Consider the following 16,949-nt stretch of genomic DNA (forward strand, 5'->3'; position numbering starts at 1 on the left):
TCACCGCACTCACCGCCCCCGGAAATCCCCCTCGTGGTAGAGCATCGCGTCCTGCTCCCCGGGTAGCCCCTCATCGGGCAGGAGCTTGGCGTTGATCTCCATCATCATCACGTCAAACTGGCCGCGCACCCCGTACTGCACACCGCCCTCGGGCGCGCTCGTGATCAGGTGGCGCCCCAGGCCCCCATCCTCCACGTGCGTCAGCGGATTGAGCGGCGCGCGCTTGCCCGCCACCGTAGGGGGACCCCTTATGGGTCCCCGCCCTGGGAGTTCCGGAGGGGCACAAGACCCCTCCCTACGGATTGGGTGGGTTCTCCATAAAATAACCTTGTGGGACTTTGCGATTGCCCTGCCCGCGGCCCGGCGTGCAGGTTGCGGATGCGCACCGGGTCGCGCACATAGCTGTGGTAGACGTTCGACGGATCATCGGGCCAGAGCGCCTCCACCGCCTTGCCCGACTCATCGACCCGCACATTGAGCGCCGGTTCGCCCTTGGGCCACGACGCCATAAAGAACTCTTCGAACTTGCAGTTGATGCAGTCCTTATTCGGCCCGATCCCCTGACGGTTCCCCAGAATCATCGCCCCGGCGCCGGCGATCCCGTAGTTGATCGCCCCGTGGTCGGCCAGCCCTTTGAGCGTGGAGTGGTGGTCCAGCTCATGGAAGGCCTGCACCACCTTGGCCTCATCATGAAATCGGTGTCAGACGAGCAAACACACGTGTTTCGCGCGCGGCCGTGCAGCCATGTCGTCCCATCGTCTATCCCCCCGGATGTTCCAATGATTCAATCGCGAGCCCGCAGGCGCAGACTCACCACACCACCGATTCATAGTGTCACACAGCACACGGCCGCACGCGACCTCCCCCCAACCCTCCAGGAAGCCCCCACACACATCGCCGCACGGCGACCTCGCTCAACAGCGAGGCATACAGATAGACGGATCGTGCCCTAGGAAGGCCCATTAAACGTGGCTGCCAGAGCCCCGCCTTCAATCGACAATTCACAGAATTCACAGAATTTACCGCTGAAAAACCAGCACGCCAGCGCCCCTCTTATGCCTTCTTCAAACAACACCGCTTGTACTTTTTCCCGCTCCCACACGGGCACGCATCGTTTCGCCCCACCTCCGGCTCATTCGATACAAATGGGTGCTGAATCGGCGAGAACCCGCCTCCGCCGAAGGGGTCCAACCCCGCCATCATGCGTTTGGCCATCCCGAAGTTATCCGACGAGCTCATAGCCTTATCCATCGCATCGGCCATGCCCTTGCGCCGCAGCAGCGCAAGACACGCCGACGCGTTCTCCAGCTTGTAGGCCCGCTTCATAAACTCAAAGAGCGCCCCAAACTCCGCCAGCACCGCCTCCGCATCGAAGCTCGGATCGGTGATCTTGCGCGGGAAATGCACCAGCAACGCATACTCCAGAAGCTCCGGCGTCAGATCGTGAATCGTGATCCCCTCATAACCATGCAGGTAATGAAAAAGAACCTCCGTCCACCCCACCACGTACCTCAGCCCCTCAGCCTCCTTCGAACTCGCAAACTGCTCATAGAGATGCGCCACCCAGATCGGCCCCCTGGTGTCGCTGATATATCCATCCGGGTCATGGAGCGCGGCATGAAAATCAAAGGGCTCATCGACAAACCCGGGTTGGTCAGTGCTTGAATCTGAGACAAGCGGCGCGCCATCCAGGTCGACGACGTAATCATGAAGCTCCCACTCCACCCACTTCTCAAAACTCTTAATGCCCCGCTGTTTCGGCCATTGCTCGCGGTCCACGCACCAACCTTCGAGCAGGTCCTCAAACATCCTGCGCGCTTGTTTTTTGAGAAAACGCTCCACATCCCCGGGCGTCTCCACCTCCGGCGCAAGATAGGCGATGGTCTCCCCGCGAATCGCCGACGCCTCGGCAGGCTCCACCCCATCTTCTTCATCAAGCGCATGCACCCAGTCGACAAAACGCGGCCCCGGCCGCACCACCACCACACATCGATTCACAAAAGGCATCGCATACTCCGCATGCAGATTTCCGTCTTCGTTATTCACGCTCCCGACACAGCGTAGACCCAGGCACACTACGTCCTGAGTCCCCGGTAATGTCAACGAACTCAACGCCCTGGACACGTCCCCTCGCGCGATTCGTCTCCTCCTGCCATACTCACCCCGCACCCATCGCCGCTCCCCCGATCTCACTCACCCCACCCCCGGCCCCGCCATGCGCCAGCTCCCCCGAAACCTCGCCATCGCCGCAGCCCTCGCCCTGACCGCACTCGCCTGTTCTGACGACGTCCTCAGCGACGACACGCGCGACGTATCCCCGGACGCCGACCCCGTCTTCGAGTTCGCCGAGCCCGCCCCTTGCCCCACCCAGAGCCCCTGGGTTTATGGGGGTTGCTACGGAGTGATGGGCGTCGTCTTCGACGGAACCCAATGCGTGACAGCATCCGGCTGCGGCTGCCCGAACGACGACTGCCCGGCCTTTGAAACCCTCGAAGCATGTGCCGCGGCCTGCGATCAACCCACCGAGTAGCCCAACCAGGTCCAGGTTTCGCCCCTGCCCCAACGCTCGGTCAGCAGACAGGTTTGTGCTGCGCCCTGAGCAGAAGTTGACGCGATAGCTGCGAAGTCGATCGCTCACGGCGTAATAAGCTCAACGGCCCTCCCCCGACCCCGCTCACCGCCGCCCCGGGCCCCGCCATGCGCCAGCTCCCCCGAAACCTCGCCATCGCCGCAGCCCTCGCCCTGACCGCACTCGCCTGCTCCGACGACATCGACCCGGCCGGCCCCTTCGACCTCACCGAACCCGACGTCGCCACGGACGCAGCATCCGACGCAGACACGGCACCCGACACCACAGAAGACACCGACGCCTCGCCCGACACCACAGGAGAGGCCGACGCCGCCAAAGACGCCGACCCCACCCTCCCCCCGGCGCCCCACAACATCTGCGAGCTCTCCAATCCCACGCCCGACACCACCCCCTGCCCCATCCAGGCCCCCGACGCCTATGGCGACTGCGACGCCGTGCTCGGCGTCGTCTTCGACGGCACCCAATGCGTCACCGCCTCCGGCTGCGACTGCCAGGGTGACGACTGCCCCGCCTTCGACACCCTCGAAGACTGCGCCACCTCCTGCGCCGGCGCCGGCTACTGCCAGACCGAGCGACTCACCTCCCTCCTCACCGGCGCCTGCCCTGGCGCGGACTGCTTCAACCTCACCACCATCTGCGCTGCTCCCTCCGGCGAGCTCGCGGATTTTGAGGCCTTTTTGACTAACAACCTCCCCGACCTCCGGATCGTCTGCTCCGAAAACGAGGGCCTCTGCGGCGCCAACATCTTCCCCCACACCTGCCTCCCCGACGACTGGTGCTGCACCATCAGCGGCCCCTACCCCTTCGACCGCCCCCGCCACCACGGCCACTGCGCCGTCACGCTCCTTCCCAACACCCGCGCGCTGGGCTGCCTCCACCTGGAGTAATAACAACCATAAATGGGGAGTGGGCTGCCGCCTGGTCGATCTGCGCGCCGCCCCCCGCTTTGAACATCCCCACCACCCCCACGTCTCTCCCCTCGACGCCCCGCTCGCCACGCCAGGTCCCCTCGATCCCCCCGCTGCTGGCAGCGCCCCCGCTGCCCTGCTACACCTCGGCGTGGTAGGCTCCCGGCGCCGACTTCCCGTCGCCCCGGGCGCACGGTCACAGTCGCCACCGCGCACATGCCCGTGTAAGATGCGCCACGGCAAACCCACACCCACGTCAGCACGCGTTCAACCGATACAACGCATTTTACGGAGTACACGATGACGAACCTGATCCCACGCAAGCCCTGGACCCGCGGCGCCCTCGCCATCTCCGCCTCCCTGGCCCTGCTCGCCTGCGGCGACGATGGCCCCGTCGAAAACACCGAGCCCGAGCTGCTCCCGCAGACCATCAGCGAAGACATGGTGCTCACCGACATCGTCCCCGACCCCTCCCTGCCCGACTACGTGGTCACCGAATCCGTCACCCTTCGCGCCACCCTGCGCGTCGATCCCGGCGTCAACATCCAGTTCTCCCGCACCACTCGCCTCACCGTCGATGGTGAGAACGGCGGCGCGCTGGACAGCCGCGGCAGCCAGGACAAGCCCATCAAATTCACCGGCGAAGACAAAGCCAAGGGCGCCTGGGACGGCATCCATTTTGTGAGCTCCACCTCCTCCCAGAACAACCTGCGCTGGACCATCGTCGAATTCGCCGGCGACGACGCCTTCCGCGACGGCCTGCGCGCCGCCAACCTCTCGCTCGACGCCGGCTCCACCCTCTTTATCTCCAACAGCACCATCCGCGAGTCCGCCCGTTACGGCATCGAAGTCACCCCCGACAGCGCCCTGACCGGATTCTCGCAAAACACCTTCGAGGGCAACTTCGACTACGCCATGCGCCTGCCCGCCGAGGAGGTCGGCAAAATCGACCGCAACTCCACCTTCTCCGGCAGCACCTTCGAGGCCGGCATTGAGACCTACGGCGGCGACATCACCTCCAGCGCCACCTGGAAGCCCCTCTCCAACGACGCCCCCATCGCCGTCACCGACACCGTCGTCGTCAAAAACCGCCTCGACCTTGAGCCCGGCACCCGCATTCTCTTCGACGAGTTCATCGGCATGACCATCGACGGCGAAAACGGCGGCGTCCTCGTCTCCCTGGGCACCGAAGCAGACAACGTCCTGATGAGCCGCCTGGGCGACGTCGTCTGGAAGGGCCTCTACCTCGACGGCGTCGACTCCAACCAGAGCCGCATGGAGTACACCACCATCGAATACGCCGGCTTCTCCGAATACGACGACACCCCCAAAGCGAACCTCACCATCGGCGGCGCCACCGGCACCAGCACCATGGTCGTCCTCGACAGCACCTTCGCCTACTCCCAGGGCGCCGGCATCGCCATCGCCCCCGGCTCCACCGTCAACGAAGACGTCGAAGAGGTGAACTCCTTTGTCGACAACGCCGCCGCCGACGTGATTTTCCCCTGATTTTTTCAATCATGGGTTGGGAGGTGGCTGCCACGCTGTGCGAGAGAGCCCGTCAGCCACCTTCTAGCCTCGGCCTCAGTCGCCGAGCGCAACGCTAAAAAAACCGCGCCCCACCCGGGGCGCGGTTTTTTATTTTTCAATCATGGATTGGGAGTCGGCTGCCGCGTGGGTGGGGGGGGAGTGGCCGGGCAGCCCCCGACTCACTCCCTGGCGAGGTGGGCATTGGAGGGCGGGCTGGTCGCCTCGATGGCCGTAAACGTCTCCAGAATCTCGTAATAATGCCTCACATTCGAGGGCACCATCCACGAGTCCCCCAGCGTCAACAGCACCGACTCCTCCTCAAAATGCAGCCGGGCTCGCCCCTCGATCACATACCCCACCGTCTCGTAGCCATGGCCATGCATCGTGCTCGCTTTGTTCTCGGGGGGCTCCTCGATCCAGATGCGCATGGCCACGTTCTCTCCCCGTGCCAGCACGCGCATAAACCCCCCCTGACCTCGCGGGGCGTCGTCCACGTTGATCTTCTCGGGTCTGATGTTCTGCATAGGTCTGCTCCTCCGACGTAAAAACCGGACCGTGAAAACACGCCTTCAGCGCTGGTCACAAACCTAAACATCCCCCGCGCTACGCATAACAGCGGCGCTGCCACACGGAGCGCATGCGCCTGCCGAACCACCGGAGGTCGAGCCGGCGGCGAGGGTCAGGTGGCGGCCTGGTCGCGCGCACCTCTTCCCTCGGAGTACTCACCTGAATAAAGTCTGCCGACAACCACGCCGAACGCCTCGCCAGCGTCGCGCAAGAAGACGCCGGCGCCACCGACCTCACCATCAACCCCGGGGCGCGCGACCAGCGCTGGCGCAGCGGCGAGCCTGTGGGCGGGTGAGCGACTCGCCGGGCTTTGACGAAAGGAGACCCGGCATCCCCCCGAATCTCCTAAAACGCGACAATTTGGCACAACGCATCACCTTACCCCCCACCTCAGCGTGGTATTTTGCAACACACCATCACCTTACCCCCCACCTGAGCGTGACATTTTGGCACAATGCATCGGGTTACCCCCCACCTCAGCGTGGTATTTTGCAACATGCCATCGCCTTACCCCCCACCTGAGCGTGACATGTTGTCATAGTCGATGGGTTTTGCTCCGGTTTTAGCGCAGCGCGGGGCATCGGCCATTGGTTCTGGCGAGCCAGGGTGGGGTTGCGGGCGAGCGGGCATCGGCTGCCGCCGTGCTACCGCGTCGTGACGACGTGCTCTCATTCACCCCCATCCCGATCACCCAACCCTGTTGCCATCCCCCCTTCGGGTCGCTACTCTCACGCTCAACATTTCGCAACGACTCCGGTGGGGACCTTTCAGACCACCACATCTGCTCAAGGAAGTTCCGACGTATGAGCACCGACCAAACATCACTCGCCGACTGGCTGCGCTCCGAGCGCACCGCCGCAGGCTTCTCCATCCCCCAACTCGCCAGCGCCATCAGCGCCTCCCCCGACGATCTCAAAGCCTGGGAGGCCGGCAAAGACATGCCCACCGTGGCCATGATCCACGCGCTGCGCGAGGTCTTCAAAGCCGCGTCCGCCTCCGAGCCGACGCGCGCCAAAAGCACCAAAACCTCCGACGCGTCCGCCGAGCGCTCCCGCGACATCGACTTTGAAAACAAACTCTTCAAAGCCGCAGACAAGCTGCGCAACAACATGGACGCCGCCGAATACAAGCACGTCGTCCTGGGCCTGATCTTTCTCAAATACATCTCCGACGCCTTCGAAGAACGCCACGCCGCGCTCGAAAAAGAGCCCCACGCCGACCCCGAAGACCGCGACGAATATCTGGCCGACAACATCTTCTGGGTGCCCCCGGCCGCCCGTTGGTCCTACCTCCAGAGCAGCGCCCGCCAGACCACCATCGGCAAACTCATCGACGACGCCATGGTCGCCATCGAGCGCGACAACCCTCGCCTCAAAGGCGTCCTCCCCAAGCGCTACAACCGCCCCGCCCTCGACAAGCACACCCTCGGCGAGCTGATTGATCTGATCGGCAGCATCGGCCTGGGCGGGCGCGAGAACCGCTCCCGCGACATCCTCGGCCGCGTCTACGAATACTTCCTCGGCCAGTTCGCCAGCGCCGAAGGCAAACGCGGCGGCCAGTTCTACACCCCTCGCCCTGTCGTCCAGACCCTCGTCGAGATGCTCGCTCCTTACCGCGGCCGCGTCTACGACCCCTGCTGCGGCTCCGGCGGCATGTTCGTCCAGAGCGAAACTTTTATCGAAGATCACGGCGGCCGCCGCGAAGACATCAGCGTCTACGGCCAGGAGTCCAACCCCACCACCTGGAAGCTCGCCAAGATGAACCTCGCCATCCGAGGCATCGACGCCGACCTCGGCGGCCAGCACGCCGACACCTTCCACGAAGACCTCCACAAAGACCTCAAGGCCGACTACGTCCTGGCCAACCCGCCCTTCAACTCCAGCGACTGGGGCGGCGATCGTTCGCACCTGATTCAGACCAATTGTTCTTTTAGTAACATCACCCTGGTCTCATTAAACTTTGCAAACCCCGCCCAATTCAACTAAAAAACCGCAAGCGATTCCACAATCGCCTTAATCAAACTTCCTTTTTATGAGGATAACCCATGAAATACATTCTGGAAACCTATTATAAACAAGAATGCATTGAGCAACGAGAAAATTTCCCTCTCCAAGCCATTCCCGAGGCTCATGAAAAAATATACCTAGAATTCAGCAATCCGAGCTATTCCGAAACGCATGGAAATTGGTGGAAAGCGATAGAATGTCGTTATCTTATATTTTCAAACCAACATAAATCCCAAACGCTTCAACTTCATTGCATACCAACAACACCTGGTTAAAACAAAACATTCCTCCTCTAATACAGACAGCTAAAAGCCTTCATCAAATGAGAAAACAATGAGCACACTAACAACGATCCCACGACCGGAAATCTTATCGACATCAACCAATAGCATCGAATTTCCGCTAACACCTGTTGAAGGCAACCTTCTATCACAAGCAGGGAGATTGCTTGACGACGGATATCCAGATCATGCGTTGTTAGATTTATGGAATGCTGGAATAAAAAATCTGCAGCGACGAATTGAAACTTATGGTGTTGACCTTTTCCTATCTGCGGTAAATGACGAAGCGGGTCGAAAAAAATACAAACCTGACGGCGATAGCCTGTCAGAAAGATGGGACGAAGTTGACGTAATATTATTGATTATGGGAGCAAAAACACTGGGTTTGATTAACAGAAAAGCCGCGAAGTGTTTGGAAACAATAAATTGGATGAGGAATCATGCGTCTGCTGCGCACGCCTCAGATGACAGTGTAGAGACTGAAGATGTAATAGCATTTGCATTATTGCTTCAAAATAACTTATTTTCAGTAGCAATTCCTGATCCTGGACATTCAATATCTGCGTTGTTTGAGCCGATTAAAAATGGCACCTTAAGCGATGAGGATTTTCTACTATTAGGCGATCAAGCCAAATCCTTATCCCCACAAGAGCTTAGGACTTTTTTCGGATTTTTATTAGATAAAATTTGCGGTAGCTCACCGTCGGCGGCAGCCAATGCAGCGAGACTTTTTCCGATCGCCTGGGAACGGGGTACAGAAGACCAACGGTCTCTTGCTGGGCTTCGATATAATAAAATGGCATTTAACATTGGATCCAAATCAAAAGATAACAGATTCCCATCAGGGGCAGATAGTCGACTTCTGGACGTGCTTGTAAACGTTAAAGGCATTATTTACATACCAGACGGTATGAGGGCGAAGTTGTTCCGACGTGCTGCCCTAAAGTTGGCGGAAGCCAAAGATCGGCCCTATGGATGGAAAGATGAAGAAGTCGCAGCGAGTACTTTAGCCCAATTTGGCCCGTGCGTGCCCAAAATCGCGTTTGACGAGGTTTATCAAGAAATTTTAGCTGTTTGGTGTGGTAATTATTGGGGCCGTTCCAGCGCACACGTTGTACTCAAACCATTTCTAGAAGAGGTTTCACCTGACAACCTGAGAAATATAGTATTCCTCTTCAGCTCAAACCAACGAGTACAGAACGAGCTTTACAACACCACCCCCAAAAGACTCGCAATCGACCTACTGAAAAGCATTGAAGAAAAATTCGTATTAAAGACCCATAAGGAAGAGGCACTCAAAGCAATTGAAATCATCGAAGCCTTATAAAGCAACGGTGAACATAAAAATCTACACCCCTATTATCGATACACGTCCGCGGCATAACTCAACACCAACCAAACCAACTTTAGCCACCGATCCTCTTTAGCTATTCTAAACATGAACATCCAATATCTACTCAAATCATTCACGCAACGTCGAAAGTCTCTTACTATTGAGAGAATTTGGCATTTGCTCCACGCCGCCACCGCAACCTATCACGACAATGAAACCCCCACCCAGCTAGCTTCCTCCATCAAAGAAGTTCACCTGAAAGCATCACGTGTTTTAGCTCCAGGCCGAAACCAATACTTCTTAACCAATTCCAATGGCCAAGCAACGGTTGAAGATTGGGTCATCGACAGATTTTCTAACAAATGGGAATCACATATTTTTGAAAACTACGGATTACAGAACCTTCATGAGCACCTCGTGTTTGCACCTTCCCTTCGAGATCAATACTCACGAGCGTTCGGTCAACGTGACTTTTCGTACTTGGATCAAGTCGACATCAATCATCTACCCTATATATACCAACACTTAAGCACATATTCTCCCAGCCGCTTAGGTAAACTCATCAAGGAAGGCGGCAAACGCTTACACACGACCCGAGACCAGCGATTCTCCAACGCCCCAAACCGAACCTATTGGAACAAGGTCCTCTCTAAATTTATCAACTGGGTTTCCTTTGAAGAACTCCTCATGCTGCTTAGCTGGCCAATACATGAAGGGCAGTCAGGCTTTCCCGACCTGGTCGCCCATGACGGACAAAAAGTCTTCTTCTTAGAGGTTAAGGCAGATGGTGATCGATTACGCCCCACCCAGGCCAAATGCATAAACTTTATTTCTGAGGTCGTCGGCATTCCGTGCATGGTTGTTTATGTATCCGACAGCAATTCGACTGACGATGAATATCAACGCTATTTCAACGAACTCAGAACCTCTAAAAGACGAGACACCAAGGCATTACGCGAGTTCTACTCCGACGTCTGCGCTTTGTTCAATATTAACAATGAAGTTGAACGCCCTTCGTTGAGCCACATCCGTTTTGAACTTCGAAGACTGTCTCTTCCGGAAGTTTATAAATTTCCCGTTCATCTCACCGAAGACGCAATTCTAGAGCTTGCATCAAGAGCGCATCCTTTTGGCGAGGAGATTGTTCTCCGACTTGAGGGCCTCGCGCCGGAAGCCGCACGTCGACAAAGGCAAAGACTTGAAGAAATCGCGCTTAAAGAGCAGGAGCGAATTCGTCTCGAACGAGAACTCGCGGCTAGAAAAGAGCGCGAGCGCCCCTTTGTCGATCCTTACGAACGCGGCAAAGCGTTGGAGCTGAAAGAGAACGACCGTGAAGGAGCGTTGCAGCACTACGAGCAATGTTTATCTCAATTTGAAGCAAATCTGGGCACAACGGACGCCAGTCTTTTCTGGCTTTTAGCCAGCCTGGCCAATCGTTACTCGATTTGCTTAAAAGCTCTTGAGCGCTATAACGCTGCCATCAATGTCATTAATCGAGCAGATAAGCTGCTACCTACTGACTTTTCTTCTACGAAATGGCAGGCGACGCTCAAACGTCGCGATTGGCTCCTTGAGCGCCTTTAAAAGCCCAAACCGTCTTTCTTAATCAATGTTAATCAGTTCGTCTTTTAGCTGGATCGCCCTCCCCGACGACCTCAACCCCCACCCCAGCTTCTTCGTCACCCAAATGGTCGGTGACTCCATCAACCGCTACATCCCTCCCAACAGCTGATGCCTCTTCCGCCTCGACTCCGGCGGCTACCGCCAGGGCAACGTCGTTTTCTTTACCCAACATCCAGGTAACGCCCCCCAAACGCCCTCCCCCACGCCTCATGCCCCACAACGCCCAGCCCCACCGCCCCCTCCACCAAACGCTCCAACGACACCACCCGCACGCAGCTCTCCGGCGCCTCCAACTGCCCCCGCACGCCATCCACCGCCTTCGCTGCGCCCTTGTCGTCTTCCAACGCTAGCACCACCACGTGGCCATACTTGAACCCCTCCGCCTTCTGCACCGCTTTCACGAGTAGCAGATTCCGCCACAGTTGGTTCGTCGCCCGCTTCACCAGCACAGCCGCCACGCCTTCCACGAACCCGTTCGCTGGCGTGGTCAGCGCCCGATAGCTCTCCCGGTCATACTCCTTCGCGCTGAAGGGCTCGGTGTACTTGGTCTCGACGCCTAAGAACCCCGCCTCGTTATCGTGCGTCAGATACTCGACATAGGCATCGAACGCCGTCCGATCACCGAGTGGGTGCGCACCCCGAGGAATCCACTCCACCTCCATCGCCGTGATCGCAGCAATATCCAGATCCAGCAGCTCACCCAACAGACTCGCCGCCGTCATCGGATACTGGCGCCAGTATCCGAAAATATTAAAGCACATCGGCATGCTCGAGAGCATGTTCCGGTAGAGCCGGTCTTCCTCCAGTGTGCCGCCATGGCAGACGACCTACCTTGAGCGCGCCCGGGTGTATTCGGTGATCTCCGGGCTCAGAAAATTGAGCCCCGGGTTCTCCTCCACCGCCTCACGAGGCAGAAGGTTCGGCCAAGGGATCTCCTTCGAGTCGCACCCGACGCCCACACCCAACACATGCTCACGATAGTGCGATTGCAGCCGTCGATACCTCGCCGTCCGTGCTGAATCAGAGGCGACGTTCAGCTCATCCGCGTCCCAGGGGATCATCAGACCGTGGGAAAGCCTCGGCGGCGTATTCGGGGGTTTTGTCATATCTCACTCCGTCCATACGTATGTTTTTAGCGAGGTTGCACCGCGGCATATGTCCCCGCCTGTGATGTGTTGAGCTGCCCCTACTCTAAGAGACATACCTCCCAGGCGCACCCCGACTTTTCCGTGCACCACGATCATTGCCTTCCCCATGCGCCAGATTTCCTCTCTGGGACAAAATGGCGTGTATGCTCTCCCAGACAGCTCATTTTTTCTATTCATCCTTCACGCTTGGTCATGCGCCCCCAGTCCATTAGCTTTGACCCGCGCCTTGCACGTCGCCGTCCCCTCCTTGCAGTGGCCCCCCATGCCCAAAAACCTCTCCCCCGACCGCATCCCCCGCGCCCGCAGCCGCAAGCTCGGGCCGGCCCGCGAAGAGACCATCGAGCGCCTGCAGCAGGCCTACGCCGACGACCTGCTCACGCTCGACGAGCTCGACGAACGCCTGGAGCTCGCCAGCCGCGCCGAGAAGCGCGAGCACCTCCTGGTGCTGGTCGACGACTTGCCCGATCAAGACTCGCGCGAGCTGGTCCCACACGAGCCGCCTGGTGAGTTGGGGTGGGCCGAAGCGCCCATGGGCGTGCTTTGTATCTTTTCGAGCACCAGGCGCACCGTCGACGGTCCCGCCCCCTCCCGCATCGACGCGGGGGTTTTCTTTGGCGAGGCAAAAATCGACCTCAGCGAGGCTGACTTTAGCTCCGGCGTGCTGGAGATTCGCTGCACCGTCGCGTTTGGTGAGTTGAAGGTGTATGTGCCGCAAGGCGTAGCCGTGGAGACGGCGGGCGTGCCCATCCTAGGCTCCTTCTACGGCAAGGATCGCGACGTGAAGTCCGGCGCGCCCGTGGTGCGCCTGACGGGCTTTGCGGCGATGGGGAGCGTGAGCTGCAAGGCGACGAAGAGTAAGAAAAAGCGTCGCAAGCGAAAGTAGCCTTGCGCGCCGCGCGAACGTAAGCGGCCCTCGACACCTCACCGCCCTACCCCCCGGCCACCTCGACCGGCCCTCGACACCCTTCCACCCTACCCTCCGGGCACCCCGACCGGCCCTCGACACCCCTCCACGCTACCCTCCGGGCACCGAAACTCGCCATCGACACCGCGACCTTGTGGCGCCGCGACCTCCGCGCCGCCCTCGACACCACCCGGCGATACCCCGACCACCTGAGAGGGTGCCCTCGACACCGCACCGCCCTTCCCCTGGGGCACCTGCTCCCGGGGTCGACACCCGGCCTCCATGCCCTCCGGGCACCCCGCGACGCCCTCGACACCACCCGGCGACACCCGGCCCGGTCCCCCTACCGGCCTCGACACCCCGCCACGCTACCCGCGAGGCACCGAAGCCCGGCCTCGACACCGCGAGCGCATAGCGCAACGACCTCCGAACCGGCCTCGACACCTCGCAGCCTTACCCCCGGGGCACCCGATCCCCGGGTCATTGTTTTGTGAAAACCGCTTAGAAATCGGCTTTCTCGTGAAAACCACTTACGCGCCGTGAAAAACGCTTAAAGATCGGCTCTTTCGTGAAAAACCCTTATTCCTCCCCCCTCCCCCCCCTCAAGGCAACGCCCCATCCCTCACATCGTTGGCCACCACCAGGCTGATGTCCTGCCCGATCACCCCGTCGCCCGTCGCGTTGAGCCGCCCGGCGTCGCCAAAGACATAGATCGTGGTGGCCTGGTCGGGGGCGCTGAGCCGCCCGTGGTTGAGCTCCGCCAGCAGCCAGGAGGCCTCGCCACGCGTGCAGGCGGCTACGGCCTCCATGTGGTGCTGATCGTCCACGCCGGGCTCACAGAGCACATAGGAGGGGCAGACCCGCATCGTGCTTGTGTACGCCAGCGTGGTGTAGACCTGCGCCTCGGCCGCGCCCTGAGCGGTGTAAAGGCTGGCGTACCGGTTCCAGAGGTTGTCCTCGCTGCTCGCGGCGATGATCTCGGCGTTGGCGGTGACGTTCACCACGCGCCAGCCGGCCTGATAGCTGCCGTCGACGCGCTGCCCGTCGCGCACGAGCATCGCCCCCGGCGCAGGACACGCCGCGGTGCTGCCCGACGTCTGGCTGCTCGCCGGATAAAACCCACAGCCCTCCACCTCGCTATGTGTGGCGCATTCCTCACCAGCGCTCTGCGCATATGCCGTGACGACCAGCGTGTGGTACTCGCCAGGCACAAGGCCCTCCTCCGACACCGCGCTCGCGAGCGAGGCGTCGCAGCCCTCGTCGCTCTCGTCATTCGCATCCTCCCACGCCAGGTGCGCAACCCGAAGATCCGGGCTCGCCGGCACCCTCGCATACTCGGCGTAGACGCTGGCGATGCGGCTCACGGTCACCGCCGAACGGGTCATGACCCGAAAGGGTGTCGACTCACCGTCGCGGTAGAAGCACACCTTACGCACCGAAGACTCGCCAGGATGCTCTCCCACGATCACGCGCAGGCCCGCCTCGTCATCACCCAACTCCCCCTCGTCGCAGCCCGGGCAGACGCCCCCGCAGCCGTCCTGGCCGCAATACCCCTCCGGGCAGCGCGGCTCACACACCGTGTCGTCACCCTCGACGCGAACGCCGCAGTCCTCGCAGTCGGTGCCAAACTCGCACAGACCAAACTGGGAGGCCGGCCCCCCGTCATCGCATTGGCGATCGCCGGCGTAGCGACAGGTGTTGGTGCAGAGCTCCCCGGGTCCAAGCTCCGGCGGCTGCCAGGGCTCGGGCTCCGGGAAGGGGTCGGGGTCAGGACCGGGATCAGGACCGGGGCCAGGTCCTGGCTCGGGTTCAGGCTCGGGGACGCGTGGTCCGCAGTCACGGCAGTCGGTCCCCAGCGCACAGAAGCCATAGTCGGCGCCCGGCCCCCCGTCATCGCAGTCTCCATCGCCCTCAAAGCGGCAGGTGTTGGTGCAGAGCTCCCCCTCCAGAGGAGCGTCGCCGAAAAAACAAGACCCCAGCTGAAGGGTCAGGGCCATCAGGCCCAGCATCACGAGTCGCTGCGTCCAACCATGCATCGGGGCTCCCTCGTTCAGGTGTATGCAATCCTTGTTGAGCAGGGGTCTGACTGTGGCCGCTGCACGCGCGAAGATCAAGGGGGCGCTTCGAGACCGGATACACCTCGCCATGCACATCGCCCCCCACGCTCCTCTGCTGCCGGACTTGCCGACCTGCAAGGCACAGCGTACACACTGTTACACGCACGACGTTGAACTCGCCCTCCCCCCCAACGCTGGCCAGCACCTCGTTGCCAGCCCCCTGGAGTCCCTATGCACATCTGGAAACGCACCGCTCTGACCACCTGCACCCTTCTTTTGGCCGCCTGCTCGGGCGGTGATGGCGAGGTTCGCGCCGGCGAAGATGGCCAGGACGGCATCTCGACGCTGGTCTCGGTCACCGAAGAACCCGCCGGCGAAGGCTGCGAAGCCGGTGGCCAGCGCATCGATTTTGGCGCCGACCTCAACGGCGATGGCGAACTCTCGGCCGACGAGGTGGAAGGTTCAAGCCTGGTGTGCGCGGGCGTCCGGGGTGAAGACGGCGAGGATGGCGAAAATGGCGAAGACGGCGAAAACGGTGAGGATGGCGCCACCAGCCTGATCCGCAGCAGCGCGGAAGCGGCCGGAGCGAACTGCGCACAGGGGGGCACCCGAGTCGACTACGGCGTCGATGCCAACCGGGACGGCGAGCTGCAGGAGGAGGAGATCGACGGCACCGAGTATATATGTGAGGCCGCGGAGGGCATCGCGACCCTGGTCACCAGCAACGACGAACTCGCCGGAGAAAACTGCGAAACCGGCGGCCAGCGCATCGACATCGGGCGCGACCTCAACCGCGACACCGTGCTGGGTGAGGACGAGATCGAAGACGTCGTCTATGTCTGCAATGGTGAGATGGGCGAACCCGGACAGGATGGTCAGCCCGGTCAGGACGGCGAACCCGGACAGGATGGCCTGAACGCGCTGATCGCGATCGCTGATGAGGCGCCCGGCGAAAACTGTTCGGAGGGGGGACAACGCATCGACGTTGGCCTCGACGCAGACCGCGATGGCGAGCTTAGCCAGAGCGAGGTCACGCAGAGCGTCTACCTCTGCGACGATATGCTCGTCGTCTCACTGGCGTCTTCGCCAGACGTCGCCACCGTCTTTAACAGCCCGATCGACTGCTACTTCTACGACAACAACCTCTCCAACGGGTTCTGGCACCGCCAGTCCGATCGCATCGTCGTGGGCTTCTTCAACCGCAACGGCTACTGGTCCCACCCGGCCGGCGAAGGCGGCTACACGCGATATCCCGACCGCGACACCTCCGCGATTTACGGTCGCATGGTGCACATTCCGGCCACCCGTACGGTCGTGCGCGGCAATGGCAACACAGGCCCGGCGCCTGCCTCCGCCATCTCGGTGGGCACGGTCTCCGACGCGGGTCTGCTCTCGGGCTTTGAGACCGCCGTCTTCTCCGATGGCTTCAGCGGCAACTGCAACCTGATGTCGGCAAGCCATGACGCCTTCCTCTGCTTCGACGGCAGCGGCATTCGCCACTACGCCACCACCGAGGGCTCGGCGACTCTGACGCTGACGCAGACCATCACGCTCTCGCAGTCCCCCACCAGCACGTGCGGCGCCCCGGAGTGTTTTGGCAACACCTTCGCCTACGACGGCGCGTACTATTACTTCGCCCAGCAGGCCGGCAACACCCCTGGCCGCGCCTATGAAGTCTTCGGGCTCGGCGGCACCTTCCTGAGCACGCAGACCGCCGACGGCAGCGACCGCATCACCTCGACTTACTTCGACTGGTCGAAGGGGCGCTACACCACCCACGATGGCTACGGGCAACGCAGCGGCATCAACAACTACACCTGGAGCGGCGGCTACAACGGCAACGACAGCCAGTGCTACAGCGGGCCCTCGCCATACCACACCAACGCGACCTGATGGCGCGCGGCAACACCTGGTCTGAGATGAGCGCTACCCTGTGAAAGGCCGAAGGGGCGCGGGCAATTGCCCGCGCCCCTGCTTTTTGTTCTTTTGCTCGACGCTCCAC

13 protein-coding genes and 1 pseudogene are annotated in these 16,949 nt (G+C 60.8%); 8 read left to right on the forward strand and 6 right to left on the reverse strand.

Features of this window, described 5'->3' with window-relative positions; all coding sequences use genetic code 11:
• Positions 1–9: 9 nt before the first annotated feature.
• The 3 genes from FRC96_RS12910 to FRC96_RS22660 all read right to left on the reverse strand — a co-directional run bounded on the left by FRC96_RS12910 (position 10) and on the right by FRC96_RS22660 (position 2,007).
• Entirely contained in the window at positions 10–234 is a 225-nt protein-coding gene (locus tag FRC96_RS12910) for a hypothetical protein (RefSeq protein ID WP_146974900.1), read from the reverse strand.
• Between the two features lie 14 nt (positions 235–248).
• Positions 249–677 (reverse strand): hypothetical protein, encoded by a 429-nt coding sequence (locus FRC96_RS12915; protein WP_146974901.1) that lies wholly within the window; start codon positions 675–677, stop codon positions 249–251.
• A gap of 376 nt (positions 678–1,053) precedes the next feature.
• Entirely contained in the window at positions 1,054–2,007 is a 954-nt protein-coding gene (locus tag FRC96_RS22660) for a YecA family protein (protein ID WP_283808942.1), read from the reverse strand.
• Positions 2,008–2,215: 208 nt separating this feature from the next.
• Here FRC96_RS22660 and FRC96_RS12925 point away from each other — a divergent pair, with 208 nt between their 5' ends.
• From FRC96_RS12925 to FRC96_RS12935, 3 genes are all read left to right on the forward strand, one after another.
• On the forward strand, positions 2,216–2,530 hold the full coding sequence (locus FRC96_RS12925) for a hypothetical protein (RefSeq protein WP_146974902.1): 315 nt from the start codon (positions 2,216–2,218) through the stop codon (positions 2,528–2,530).
• 167 nt (positions 2,531–2,697) lie between these two features.
• A complete protein-coding gene (locus FRC96_RS12930) occupies positions 2,698–3,477 on the forward strand; it encodes a hypothetical protein (protein ID WP_146974903.1) in 780 nt (259 codons plus the stop codon).
• Positions 3,478–3,798: 321 nt separating this feature from the next.
• Positions 3,799–5,007, forward strand: coding sequence for a right-handed parallel beta-helix repeat-containing protein (locus tag FRC96_RS12935; protein WP_146974904.1), 1,209 nt, complete (start codon positions 3,799–3,801; stop codon positions 5,005–5,007).
• A gap of 200 nt (positions 5,008–5,207) precedes the next feature.
• On the opposite strand, the gene FRC96_RS12940 is transcribed toward FRC96_RS12935, so the two are convergent.
• Positions 5,208–5,552, reverse strand: a complete 345-nt coding sequence (locus FRC96_RS12940) for a cupin domain-containing protein (protein WP_146974905.1) — start codon at positions 5,550–5,552, stop codon at positions 5,208–5,210.
• Between the two features lie 981 nt (positions 5,553–6,533).
• On the opposite strand from FRC96_RS12940, the gene FRC96_RS12945 reads away from it, so the two are divergent.
• The 3 genes from FRC96_RS12945 to FRC96_RS12955 all read left to right on the forward strand — a co-directional run bounded on the left by FRC96_RS12945 (position 6,534) and on the right by FRC96_RS12955 (position 10,799).
• Complete coding sequence (locus tag FRC96_RS12945) at positions 6,534–7,580, forward strand: type I restriction-modification system subunit M (protein WP_434006980.1); 1,047 nt, start codon at positions 6,534–6,536, stop codon at positions 7,578–7,580.
• 354 nt (positions 7,581–7,934) lie between these two features.
• On the forward strand, positions 7,935–9,209 hold the full coding sequence (locus tag FRC96_RS12950) for a hypothetical protein (RefSeq protein ID WP_146974906.1): 1,275 nt from the start codon (positions 7,935–7,937) through the stop codon (positions 9,207–9,209).
• Positions 9,210–9,320: 111 nt separating this feature from the next.
• Positions 9,321–10,799, forward strand: coding sequence for a VRR-NUC domain-containing protein (locus FRC96_RS12955; protein ID WP_146974907.1), 1,479 nt, complete (start codon positions 9,321–9,323; stop codon positions 10,797–10,799).
• A gap of 200 nt (positions 10,800–10,999) precedes the next feature.
• Here the strand turns inward: FRC96_RS12955 and FRC96_RS22765 are convergent.
• Positions 11,000–11,944 (reverse strand): annotated as a pseudogene (locus FRC96_RS22765) (PGN_0703 family putative restriction endonuclease).
• Positions 11,945–12,248: 304 nt separating this feature from the next.
• Between FRC96_RS22765 and FRC96_RS12965 the strand changes: the two are divergent.
• Positions 12,249–12,869: a DUF1707 domain-containing protein gene (locus FRC96_RS12965; protein WP_230470215.1), complete on the forward strand. Its 621-nt coding sequence runs from the start codon at positions 12,249–12,251 to the stop codon at positions 12,867–12,869.
• Between the two features lie 623 nt (positions 12,870–13,492).
• Here FRC96_RS12965 and FRC96_RS12970 read toward each other — a convergent pair.
• Positions 13,493–14,926, reverse strand: a complete 1,434-nt coding sequence (locus FRC96_RS12970; RefSeq protein ID WP_230470216.1) for a hypothetical protein — start codon at positions 14,924–14,926, stop codon at positions 13,493–13,495.
• 252 nt (positions 14,927–15,178) lie between these two features.
• Between FRC96_RS12970 and FRC96_RS12980 the strand changes: the two genes are divergently transcribed.
• The gene (locus tag FRC96_RS12980) at positions 15,179–16,840 is read left to right on the forward strand and encodes a DUF7151 family protein (protein WP_146974910.1); all 1,662 of its coding nucleotides are present in this window, start codon (positions 15,179–15,181) and stop codon (positions 16,838–16,840) included.
• The last annotated feature ends 109 nt before the right edge of the window (positions 16,841–16,949 follow it).

Source organism: Lujinxingia vulgaris (assembly GCF_007997005.1).
Taxonomy (GTDB): Bacteria; Myxococcota_A; Bradymonadia; order Bradymonadales; family Bradymonadaceae; genus Lujinxingia.

Bases quoted from the DNA above. Each gene is read 5' to 3' on its own strand.
- FRC96_RS12930 (WP_146974903.1), top strand. From the start codon at position 2,698: ATGCGCCAGCTCCCCCGAAACCTCGCCATCGCCGCAGCCCTCGCCCTG.
- FRC96_RS12955 (WP_146974907.1), top strand. From the start codon at position 9,321: ATGAACATCCAATATCTACTCAAATCATTCACGCAACGTCGAAAGTCT.
- FRC96_RS12935 (WP_146974904.1), top strand. From the start codon at position 3,799: ATGACGAACCTGATCCCACGCAAGCCCTGGACCCGCGGCGCCCTCGCC.
- FRC96_RS12980 (WP_146974910.1), top strand. From the start codon at position 15,179: ATGCACATCTGGAAACGCACCGCTCTGACCACCTGCACCCTTCTTTTG.
- FRC96_RS12970 (WP_230470216.1), bottom strand. From the start codon at position 14,926: ATGCATGGTTGGACGCAGCGACTCGTGATGCTGGGCCTGATGGCCCTG.
- FRC96_RS12965 (WP_230470215.1), top strand. From the start codon at position 12,249: ATGCCCAAAAACCTCTCCCCCGACCGCATCCCCCGCGCCCGCAGCCGC.
- FRC96_RS22660 (WP_283808942.1), bottom strand. From the start codon at position 2,007: ATGCCTTTTGTGAATCGATGTGTGGTGGTGGTGCGGCCGGGGCCGCGT.
- FRC96_RS12950 (WP_146974906.1), top strand. From the start codon at position 7,935: ATGAGCACACTAACAACGATCCCACGACCGGAAATCTTATCGACATCA.
- FRC96_RS12925 (WP_146974902.1), top strand. From the start codon at position 2,216: ATGCGCCAGCTCCCCCGAAACCTCGCCATCGCCGCAGCCCTCGCCCTG.
- FRC96_RS12940 (WP_146974905.1), bottom strand. From the start codon at position 5,552: ATGCAGAACATCAGACCCGAGAAGATCAACGTGGACGACGCCCCGCGA.
- FRC96_RS12945 (WP_434006980.1), top strand. From the start codon at position 6,534: ATGCCCACCGTGGCCATGATCCACGCGCTGCGCGAGGTCTTCAAAGCC.